This is a genomic window from Collinsella sp. 4_8_47FAA, from assembly GCF_000763055.1.
Classification (GTDB): domain Bacteria; phylum Actinomycetota; class Coriobacteriia; order Coriobacteriales; family Coriobacteriaceae; genus Collinsella.
The window spans coordinates 61,888-72,297 of record NZ_KN214138.1 but is presented as its reverse complement, the minus strand read 5'-3'; the positions used below and the strand labels follow the sequence as shown (position 1 = coordinate 72,297).

Genomic DNA, 10,410 nt, shown 5'->3' with positions numbered 1-10,410 from the left:
CCTCCCGACGGCCGTCGAGCAGGCACAGGACATGCACGTCCTTGTGCGTGTCGACGCCCGCGATGACCGTTTCGCCTTCCATTTTCGCTCCCCTCGGTCTGCCGCCTGCTCCGCGCCCGAGCCTCCCAGACATTGCACTGACGGGAGCGCTACAATCAAGTTGCCTTATCCGATTGTCCGCGCTCATGCTCCTATTAGGTCATGGCAGGACTCCGGGTCGCGGAAGCCGGGGCGAGACAGGTCGGATTTGAGGACGGCCGAAGAGGCGTCAGCAGGTCAGTGGGTCATCGTCCCGGCGTTCAGCATCAGGGTAGCGCTGCGACGCGGAAATCGCGCGCTGTTGACGCGCCCCCGCAGTGCCCGCTTCCCCCAAGGACAATTATCAGTGCAGGTAGACAGGTTGCGTATTTTCGGAAAACCGGGGGATGGTCGACCCATACGGGTTAAACGTAGTAGATAGGCCGCTTTCGTGGCGCGGCCCCAAAACAGTCTTTTGGGACGGGTGGTATCCTTGGTAGCCCTGTGCTGCAAACGCACCTTAAACGCAAGGAGTCCCATGGATCTTATCGCCCAGCTCGCCCACGAGCTCAACCTTAAGGCCGCCAACATCGAGGCGGCCGTCAAGCTCATCGACGAGGGCAACACCATCCCCTTTATCTCGCGCTACCGCAAGGAAGCCACGGGCGGCATGGACGACGTCGCCCTGCGCACACTCGACGAGCGCCTGTCCTACCTGCGCAATCTTGAGCAGCGTAAAGAGGACGTCATTCTGCTCATCGACGCACAGGGCAAGCTCACGCCCGAGCTCGAGCAGCAGATTCGCGAGGCCACGCAGCTCCAGCGTGTCGAGGACCTCTACAAGCCCTACCGCAAAAAGCGCATGACCCGCGCGCAGAAGGCCCGCGAGGCAGGCCTGGAGCCGCTCGCCAACATGATCATCATGCAGGCCTCGGCCAAGGGCAGCGCACTCGACGCCGCCGCGGCCTACGTCAACGAGGAAGCCGGCTTCGACACGCCCGAAAAGGCGCTCGCCGGCGCGGCGGACATCGTGGCCGAGACGGTGGCCGAAGACCCCGAGAACGTCGCCGACCTGCGCGCCTTTACGCAAAACACCGCCGATATCGTCGTCGAGGCCACCGACCCCGCGGAGAAGACTCCCTACGAGCCGTATTACAGCTATGATGAGCCGCTGCGCCGTATACCCAACCACCGCGTGCTGGCTATCGACCGCGGTGAGCGCGAGGACAAGCTCCGCGTGCGCGTGAACGTCGACGGCGCCGCTGCCACGGCACGCCTCGGCAGCCGTTGGCCCCGACGCCAGGGCGTCTTCGCGCCCGTCTTCGATGCCGCCATCGCCGACGGTTACAAGCGCCTCATGGCCCCCTCGCTGGAGCGCGAGGCCCGCGCCAAGCTCACCGTCCGCGCGCAGACCGAGGCCATCAATGTCTTTGCCAAGAATCTCGAGGGCCTGCTCTCGGCACGCCCCGTGCGCGGTGCCCGCGTGCTCGCGCTCGATCCGGGCTACCGCACCGGCTGCAAGGTCGCCGTCATGGACGAGACCGGCAAGCTGCTCGACCACGGCGTGGTCTATCCCACCAAGCCGCGCCACGACGTCTCCGGCACCAAGCGCGAGCTCGCCCGCCTCGTCAAAAAGGACGGCGTCAACACCATCGTCATCGGCAACGGCACCGCCAGCCGCGAGACCGAGGAAGTCGTCTCGGAGTTCATCGCCGAGCAGGCGCCCAGCCTTCGCTACACCATCGTCAACGAGGCCGGCGCATCGGTGTACTCCGCTTCCGAGCTCGCCAGCCAGGAGTATCCCGACCTGGACGTCACCGTGCGTGGCGCCATGAGCCTGGGCCGTCGCCTGCAAGACCCGCTGGCAGAGCTCGTCAAGATTCCGCCCCAGTCTATCGGCGTGGGCCAGTACCAGCACGACCTTGACCAGGCCGAGCTCTCGCGCACGCTGGGCCACGTGGTGGAGGACGTCGTTAACCGCGTGGGTGTCGACGTAAACACCGCGAGCGCAAGTCTGCTGGGATACGTATCGGGTATTACGCCGAGCGTGGCCAAAAACATCGTGGCCTACCGCGAGGAAAACGGCGCCTTTACCGATCGCCGCCAGCTTAAGAAGGTCCCCAAGCTGGGACCCAAGGCATATCTCAACGCCGCGGGCTTTTTGCGCATTAGCGGCGGCAAGAACCCGCTTGACGCGACAAGCGTCCACCCCGAGAGCTACGAGGTGGCCACGTCCGTCCTAGAGCGCGCAGGCGTTAAAGCCAGCGAGCTCAGCCGCGGCGGCGTGCCCGACATCGAGCGCCGTCTGGGCAGCATCTCGGCGCTGGCTAGCGATCTGAACTGCGGCACCCTCACGCTCATCGACATTGTCAACGAGCTCAAGAAGCCCGGTCGCGACCCACGCGACGACGCGCCCGAGGTGGTCTTTAGCCGCTCGGCACTTTCCATCGACGACCTGGAGCCCGGCATGGAACTCAAGGGCACGGTGCGCAACGTTGTGGACTTTGGCGCCTTCGTCGACGTGGGAGTGCACCAGGACGGCCTCGTACATATCTCCAAGCTGGCCAACCGCTTTGTCAAGCACCCGAGCGACGTGGTGCGCGTCGGTGACACGGTCAAGGTGTGGGTCGAGAAGGTCGATCGCGACCGCAAGAAGATCTCACTCACCATGGTACAGGGCAAGTAAACCGCCAAAGCAAAGGTACCCCCTGTAGCGATGTGCAAAATCGCGAGTATTCTGCAATTTCCGCCGTTCCGAACGCCCCACAGAGACAATAACCTCAAAAAAAACAGCCCCCGTTTTAGCGTCGTCAGAGCCAAAACGGGGGCCGTTCCATGCTTCGGTTAACTGATAAAGACCTTTACCTTGCTGAATACTCTCAATTTTGCACGGCGCAGGCGGGGGTACCCTTGCTTACGGCAGGATATGGAAACCGAGCGCCAACTTGCTGGCAAGCTCGTACCGGCAGCCCCGGCCTTTCCTTTGCCTAGCGCGACCCTCGCGGAGCGCGTGAGCGATAGGGAAAGGAAAGGCCGGGGCGAACAGCCCACGGTACAGTCGGTGTTCGCGCTACGGCAGGATATGGAAACCGAGCGAGGCGATATCCTTGGCAAAACCGCGCACGGTATCGAGCGAGACCTCGTACGGGTCGCAACCAATGTTCTTGCGCTTGGCCAGGATGCTGTTGGGCACCGTAATGATCTGGCAACCGCAGGCCTCGGCCTGGTAAATGTTGATGAGCTCGCGCGTGGACGCCCACAGGACCTCGCAGTTGGGCTTTGCGGCGGCCTTCTTGACCGACTCCGTCATAAACGGAATGGGGTCGACGCCGGTATCGGCGATGCGGCCGGCAAAGAGCGAGATGATGGACGGCGTCTCGGCGTCGACGGCCTCGACCATCTCATCAACCTGCGTAGGCGTAAAGATGGTGGTGACGTTGACCTTGATGCCGTCGGCCGAAAGCTTGCGCACCAGCTCGGCGGTGGACTCGCCCTTGGTGGTCACGCACGGAATCTTGACGTAGACGTTCTCGGCCCAGGTAGCGATCTCGCGCGCCTCGACCTCCATGGTCTCGACGTCGTCGGCAAAGACCTCAAACGAGACGGACACATCGGTGATGTGGGCCAGGACCTCCTTGGCAAACGCGCGGTAATCCGTCACGCCGCCCTTTTTCATAAGGGACGGGTTGGTCGTGAAACCCTGAACGTTGCCGTTCTCGTACATGTCGAGCATGCCCTCGAGGTTTGCACCGTCAGCGAACACCTTGATTGCCATCTGCCTGATTCCTTTCGCTTGCACATGGGCGTTAAACTGCTAAACACTTTACCTACGTTTATCAAGGCGTGAGCTGCGGTTTTTTATCTTCTCGGCGAACGGTATAAACACCTCAGTGTTTGGATTGATAAATCGATTGAGCATGCAAAAGCAAAGAGTCGCAGTTTGAGCAAACGTCAGAACGTGGGATTCATTAGATGAGGCCGAAATGCTGCATCGCTGTGACGGTGCCGTCGTGTGCGACATCATCAGTCACGTAGTCGGCGAGCGCCTTGACCTCGGGCATAGCGTTGCCCATGGCCACGGCCGTCTCGACAGCGGCGAGCATACCCAGATCGTTGCCGGAATCGCCAAAGCCAAAGGTGCGCGCGTTGCCGGTGCGACCCAGGTATTCCAGCGCTCGCGCCACGCCCACGCCCTTGTCAATGCCCTTGGGGCTCAGCTCGCGATTCTGGCCACCGGTGTTGCACAGCTCAAACTCGCGATCGATAAAGCCGTCATCGTTGGCCACGCGAGCCAAACTGGGCACACTGAGGCATACCTTGCCCACGCGCAGACTGCCGTCGACGCGCATTTCCTCGGTGCTGTGCACCACAGAAGTGCCGATCAGAGACGACTGCTCAACACCCGCGGGTTCCAGGGCAAAAGTAGCCACGTTGGTCTCGAAAAAGGCCTCAATCCCTGCCGCGGCCATACGGCGCGCAAGCTCCTCAATAACGTCCTCGTCAAAGCAGTCCTCATGCACCACGCGGCCCTCGACCTCGAGCGTCGCTCCCGCCATGGCAACGACACCCGCCGGGTTCAGCGCGCGCAGGCCATCGGCAATCAGCCACAAGGGACGACCCGTGCAGATAAATGCATGGTGTCCCGCGTCGCGCAGACGATGAAACGCCTCGACGACCGCCTGCGAGGGGTGAACCGCCGAAAAGTCCTTGTCGGTCATGTTGTCGGGATCGAACGACGTCAGCGTGCCGTCCACGTCAAAAAAGAGCACGGCGGAATCGGGGCACGCATCAATCATATGGGTTCCTTTCGGGGGCGAGAGTAAACGAAGTATCCATCATATAATGGAGCGACGCAACCAGAGAGGTCACCCATGGAATTTTACGCAAGCTGCCCCGAGGGCTTTGAGTCCGCACTCGCCGATGAGCTTAAACGCCTCGGGCTTTCGCATGTTCGCCGGCTGAAGGGCCGCGCTACATTTGAGGGCGAGCTCGAAGAAGGCTACCGCGCCTGTCTGTGGTCGCGCCTGGCGAGCCGTGTGTTCGTGGTACTCGGGCGCTTTGAGGCGCAGGATGCCGATGAACTGTACGATAGCGTTTACGACATCGCCTGGGAGACCATCATCCGCCCCGGCGCCACCATCGCCATCACCGCCCGCGGCGTGACCGAGCAGCTGCGCAACACGCGCTTCTCGGCCCTGCGCGCCAAAGACGCGCTGTGCGACCGTCTGGCCGAGACCACGGGCCGTCGCGCCGACGTCGATGCCGCCGACCCCGATGTTCACCTGTTGCTTTCGCTGCGTCAGCGCCGCGCGAGCATCAGCCTGGACCTTTCGGGCGACCCGCTGTTCAAGCGTCTGCCGCCCGCTGCGACTCGTGCCGGCGAGGGCGCACACGTGTTGCGCCCCGACTACGCCGCCCTGGTGCTGGCGCAGGTCGGCTGGACCGCACTATGCGAGCGCGAGCTGACGGCCGACGATTACGAAAACGAAGCCCTTCCCACGCTGATCGATGCCTCGTGCGCCGGCGGCGGTCTGCTGCTGGAGGCCGTGAACATTCTGACCGACCGCGCCCCGGGCGCCGCACGCGAGCGCTGGGGCTTTGAGGGCTGGCAGCTGCACGACGCTGTCCTGTGGGAGCAGCTGCTTGCCGAGGCGCGCGAGCGCGAGGCGGCAGCGCGCGAGCGCCAGGCGCGCATCGTGGCCGTAGACATCGACCCCGCCGCCCGCAAGACTGCCGAGCGCATGGTCAAGTGCGCCGGCTACAAGCGTTTTGTCGACTTTTGTGCCGCCAAGCCCGCCACCGTGCTGGACCATGCGGGCGCCGTCGCCGGTGCCGCCCTGGTCGCGGACACGACCGAGACCCCGCTTTCGCTCATGCACGATGCCATGACGCTCATCGGCGAGCTGCGCCGCGCCCCCGAGCTCGCTTCGGCGCCGGTCGCCGCTCTCACCCGCGACGGCTTGCTGGCCCGCGCGCTCCACGCCGAGCCCGAGCGCTCGATCGCCGTCATGCCCAATAACGAGGAGGCGGCTCTTGAGGTTTGGCCCTCACTCGACCACGCCGCTGCAGCGTTTGAGGCTGCGACCAGCGCGGATGCCGAGGCCGAGGTTGCGGATGCCAACGAAGCCAACGACGAAGCCGCCGCTTCCTCCATGCCCGAACCTGCCGCCACGCTCGACTTGGGCGACGGCAAGCCGCTGCCCGTGCTCATCCCGGAGTCCGAGCAGTTCGCCAACCGCCTGCGCAAGAATGCCCGTCTGCGCCGCAAGTGGGCCAAGCGCGAGGGCGTGAGCTGCTATCGCGTCTACGATGCCGACCTGCCCGACTACTCCGCTGCCATCGACCTGTACGAGGGTTGCCCGCAGACGCCGGGCCGCTGGCTCGTCATCGCCGAATACGCCGCGCCCAAGACCATCGACCCCGCGCTGGCCCAGGCCCGCATGCTCGACATCTTGGCCATCGCGCCGCGCATCCTTGATGTTCCGGCCGAGCATGTGCACGCCAAGGCCCGCATGCGTTCGCGTGGCGGCTCGCAGTACGGCAAGCAGGGCGCCGGCAAGGGCGGATCGGGCGAGCGCGCCAACATCGCGCGCCGGCGTCTGCCGCTCATCGAAGAAGGCGGGCTCACCTTTGCCGTCAACTTTGACGACTACCTGGATGTGGGCATCTTCCTGGATCACCGCGTCACCCGCAACCTGGTGCGCGAACACGCCAAACAGGCACGCCGCTTCCTCAATCTGTTCGCCTATACCGGCACCGCCACCTGCTATGCGGCCGACGGCGGCGTCGAGGAAACCGTGACAGTCGACCTTTCCAACACCTACCTGGACTGGGCCGAGCGCAATATGCGCCAGAACGGCTTTGTTGGTCCGCAGCATCATTTTGTGCGCGACGACGTGCTCGCCTGGATTCGCGACCAGCGCCAGACGCGCAACCGCTGGGACTTGATCTTTGTCGACCCGCCCACGTTCTCGAACTCGTCCAAGATGGGCCGCCGCACCTGGGATGTCCAGCGCGACCATGTTGAGCTTTTGGCCGGCGTATCTCGCCTGCTTGCACAGGGCGGACATGCCATCTTTAGCTGCAACCTGCGCGGCTTCCGCCCCGAAACGCGCAAGCTCGCGCGCGCGGGCGTCGTGCTGGAGGACATTACGGCACAGACCATCCCCGAGGACTTCGCGCGCAACCAGAAGGTGCACCACTGCTATATCGTGCGCCGACTGCCCATCGAGGACGCCATGGCCGAGGTCGGCTTTAGCGCCGAGGAGATTGCCGAGCGAACCGAGGAGCTGCGCAACCCCGAGGCGCGCAAGCCTCGTGCAGCAGCGCCCGCGCCCACGCAGGCCGGCAACGGCAAATCAAACTTTGCCGGCAAACCCTCCCCTGCCGGCAAGTCCAAAAAGAAGAAGTTCTACGCCAGCAAGCCCAAGGGCAAATAACAAAGTTGCGGTGGAATACGGACTGTTTTACCTGGAATTAGGCAAATATAGACCGTATTTCACCGCAACTCATAGTGGGATGGCGGACGCCGTCCTACCCTTGGGTGACCAGGCGGTAACCGATGCCCACGTGCGTCTGGATATAGCGCGGATGCGCGGGGTCGGACTCGATCTTCTTGCGCAGCGTGCCCATAAAGACGCGCAGGCTCGCCAGGTCGCTCTTAGTTGCCGTGCCCCAAATCTCGTGCAGGATAAACTGGTGCGTTAGTACCTTGTCGGCGTTATGTGCCAGCAGGCACAAGAGCTTGTACTCAATCGGCGTCAGGTGCAACTCCTCGCCATCCATCGTGGCAATGCCGGCATCAAAATCGATATGCAGTTCACCGGTATCGAACGAGCCCTCGGAGACAACGCCGCCCGTTTGCGCATACGAAAGGCGCCTGAGCGTCGTGCGGATGCGCGCGAGCAGTTCCTCGACCGAAAACGGCTTGGTCAGATAGTCGTCGGCACCGGCATCGAGCGCGCGGATTTTGTCCGCATCCTCGCTGCGCGCCGAGACCACGATGATTGGCATGCCCGACCATGCGCGCACCGACTCCACCACCTTGACGCCGTCCATATCGGGCAGGCCCAGATCGAGCAACACAATGCTCGGCGCTTGCGATGAGGCGGCAGCGATAGCGGCATGGGCGGTCTCCACGGCCATATGACGCAAGCCGTGCGCCTCGAGCGCGGCAACGATAAGATTGCGAACGGCGAGGTCGTCCTCAACGACCAAGATGAGCGGTTTTACGGCAGAGTTCGGCACAGCGCTACTCCTTATCAAACGAAACATCGGCGGCGGGAAGCTCAATCGTAAAGACCGAGCCGTGCGGGTCCGCCGCGGCAACCTCTATGCTACCGCCATGCGCCAGCGCAATGGAGCGGCAGAGCGAAAGACCCAGGCCCACGCTGCGGTGGCTGTCGGCAAGACCGTGGTTGGCGGTGTAGAACGACTCAAAGATTCGCTCGCGGTCCTCGGGCGCAATGCCCGGGCCGTCATCGGCCACCGAGCACGCCACGCGTCCATCGTCGACGCCAATCGAAATCACGATATGCGAGCCTGCGGGCGTATAGGTGACGGCGTTGTTCACCAGATTGACCACCAGCTGCACCATCAGGCGCGCATCGACATTGACGAGCGCCGGCTCATCGCACGGCACCACCTTAAGGTCGTGCTCGCGCACGGCAGGGTTCACGTGGCGCAGTGCCTCCTCGACGATATCGTCCATGAGCTCGAGCGTGGTCGACAGGCGCATGCCGCCACCCTCGAGCTTGGTGATAGCGAGCAGGTTCTCGACGGTGGCGTTGAGCCATTGCGCATCCGAGCGAATGGACAGGAGCAGGCCGCGGCGCGTCTGGGCGTCGAGCACGGCGGTGCCGGTCGAGCCCTGGTCGAGCAGCACGTCGGCATTACCCGAAATACTGGTGAGCGGTGTGCGCAGGTCGTGCGAGATGGAACGCAGCAGGTTGGCGCGCAGCTGCTCGTTTTTGGCGAGCACCGCCGCCTCCTCGCGGGCCTCCATGGCGCGGGCGCGATCGAGTGCCAGCTCGCCTTCGCTCACGATGGCATCGGCAAGTGTCCGCTCCTCGTGCGTCAGCACGTCGGGCTCGGCAACGATAGCCAGCACGCCCACCACCGAGGCGGGGTCGCCCGAGCGCGCGAAGCCGTCGCCTGTGCGAACCGTCAGGTAGATGCCATAAAACGCCGAGCCGCCGAACGTAGCATCGAGCGGCGTTCCCACATAGGCGGACGCCGAGAGCCGCGGTGGCATCTGCGGCGCCAGCTCGTGCACCGGCGCGGCATCGCCCACGGCCGTGTATGTCGCACGCGGCAGCAGGTCATCGCCCTCGGCGTCGGCGCTGTACCACACGACCGGACAGCCCGAAAGACGCGCCAGCTGCGTGGCCATGGCGTGAACGATCTGCTGCTCGTCGGCGCAGCGCTGCAACATGCGATTGGTCTCGAGCACCATATGCGTGCGGCGGTCGCTGGCGGCAGCCTGTGCCAAAGCGCGACGCAGGGCCAAGGCAATCGAGCTCGACACAAGCGAGACCACAAACATGATGAAGAACATGCCGGGATAGCCGCGGTCGATAAACGACAGCAAGTAGCGCGGGTAGACAAACAAGAAGTTGTAGAGCGCCACGGCGGCAGCCGAGCTCAGCAAGCAATACAGGCGACTGCAGGTAAAGAATGCGCACAGCTGAACGGCGAACACATAGACGATCATGATGCTCGGCGCGAGACCCGGATGGTCGAGCAGCGCGCCCACAATCGTCGCCGCGACCAGCAGCCCCACCGATACGCAGGCGTCATACAGAGGAGTGCGGCGCGTCAGCGTTGTGCGCCGCCACCAAAAGCTATCGGCAATATCGCCGTCCGTACGGACGTCCATCAGCGTTCCGCCCCTCTCTCAAAAACAAAAACCACCACAAAGGGGACAGTGAACTGCGCCCCGAAACTTGGACTGAACAAATAGCGACTACGCCGCAAGGGCCCGGTTCCGGAACTCCTCCGGCGTCAGGCCCTTCAATCTTACCTGCCTGCGCCGCGTGTTCCAATGGTCTATGTACTCCTCCAGGTCGCGCTTGAAGTCCCCGAAGCTGCCCCACTCCCTGCCGCGGTAGAACTCGTCCTTCACGTGGCCGAAGAGCTGCTCGGTGGCGGCGTTGTCGATGCAGTTCCCCTTGCGCGACATGCTCTGGGTGATGCCCGCCCCCTCCAGCCTGGAGGCGTAGGACTCGTGCTGGTACTGCCAGCCCATGTCCGAGTGCATGGTCGGCGCCGCCCCGTCGGGCAGGGCCTCGAGGAGCCGGTCGAGCATCCTGTGCTGCTGGGCGAGGTCCGGCGAGGTCGATATGTCGCTCGCCACGATCTCCTTCGTGCAGAAGTCGAGCACCGGGGCCCAGT

7 protein-coding genes are annotated in these 10,410 nt (G+C 63.8%); 2 read left to right on the top strand and 5 right to left on the bottom strand.

The genetic code is table 11. From position 1 onward, the window contains the following. Nucleotides 1–556: 556 nt before the first annotated feature. The gene (locus HMPREF9463_RS09310; RefSeq protein ID WP_035138763.1) at nucleotides 557–2,704 is read left to right on the top strand and encodes a Tex family protein; all 2,148 of its coding nucleotides are present in this window, start codon (nucleotides 557–559) and stop codon (nucleotides 2,702–2,704) included. 384 nt (nucleotides 2,705–3,088) lie between these two features. On the opposite strand, the gene HMPREF9463_RS09305 is transcribed toward HMPREF9463_RS09310, so the two are convergent. Together HMPREF9463_RS09305 and HMPREF9463_RS09300 are read right to left on the bottom strand one after the other, a co-directional pair. Further along, on the bottom strand, nucleotides 3,089–3,793 hold the full coding sequence (locus tag HMPREF9463_RS09305) for a transaldolase (RefSeq protein ID WP_035138762.1): 705 nt from the start codon (nucleotides 3,791–3,793) through the stop codon (nucleotides 3,089–3,091). Between the two features lie 193 nt (nucleotides 3,794–3,986). Next, nucleotides 3,987–4,814, bottom strand: a complete 828-nt coding sequence (locus HMPREF9463_RS09300; RefSeq protein WP_035138761.1) for an HAD-IIB family hydrolase — start codon at nucleotides 4,812–4,814, stop codon at nucleotides 3,987–3,989. Nucleotides 4,815–4,889: 75 nt separating this feature from the next. Here HMPREF9463_RS09300 and rlmKL point away from each other — a divergent pair, with 75 nt between their 5' ends. Further along, nucleotides 4,890–7,457, top strand: a complete 2,568-nt coding sequence (rlmKL, locus tag HMPREF9463_RS09295) for a bifunctional 23S rRNA (guanine(2069)-N(7))-methyltransferase RlmK/23S rRNA (guanine(2445)-N(2))-methyltransferase RlmL (RefSeq protein WP_035138760.1) — start codon at nucleotides 4,890–4,892, stop codon at nucleotides 7,455–7,457. A 94-nt stretch (nucleotides 7,458–7,551) separates the two neighbouring features. Here the strand turns inward: rlmKL and HMPREF9463_RS09290 are convergent, their stop codons facing one another. The 3 genes from HMPREF9463_RS09290 to HMPREF9463_RS09280 all read right to left on the bottom strand — a co-directional run. Then, nucleotides 7,552–8,265 carry a response regulator gene (locus HMPREF9463_RS09290; protein WP_035138759.1) on the bottom strand — a complete coding sequence of 238 codons (714 nt, stop codon included), beginning with the start codon at nucleotides 8,263–8,265 and terminating at the stop codon, nucleotides 7,552–7,554. Nucleotides 8,266–8,269: 4 nt separating this feature from the next. Further along, a complete protein-coding gene (locus HMPREF9463_RS09285; protein ID WP_052044214.1) occupies nucleotides 8,270–9,895 on the bottom strand; it encodes an ATP-binding protein in 1,626 nt (541 codons plus the stop codon). An 87-nt stretch (nucleotides 9,896–9,982) separates the two neighbouring features. Next, on the bottom strand, nucleotides 9,983–10,410 hold a 428-nt coding region (locus HMPREF9463_RS09280; protein ID WP_035138757.1), incomplete at its 5' end, for an IS3 family transposase.

What these genes read in the sequence shown, in the direction of transcription:
- rlmKL (WP_035138760.1), top strand. Translation starts at nt 4,890, where the DNA reads ATGGAATTTTACGCAAGCTGCCCCGAGGGCTTTGAGTCCGCACTCGCC.
- HMPREF9463_RS09310 (WP_035138763.1), top strand. Translation starts at nt 557, where the DNA reads ATGGATCTTATCGCCCAGCTCGCCCACGAGCTCAACCTTAAGGCCGCC.
- HMPREF9463_RS09300 (WP_035138761.1), bottom strand. Translation starts at nt 4,814, where the DNA reads ATGATTGATGCGTGCCCCGATTCCGCCGTGCTCTTTTTTGACGTGGAC.
- HMPREF9463_RS09305 (WP_035138762.1), bottom strand. Translation starts at nt 3,793, where the DNA reads ATGGCAATCAAGGTGTTCGCTGACGGTGCAAACCTCGAGGGCATGCTC.
- HMPREF9463_RS09285 (WP_052044214.1), bottom strand. Translation starts at nt 9,895, where the DNA reads ATGGACGTCCGTACGGACGGCGATATTGCCGATAGCTTTTGGTGGCGG.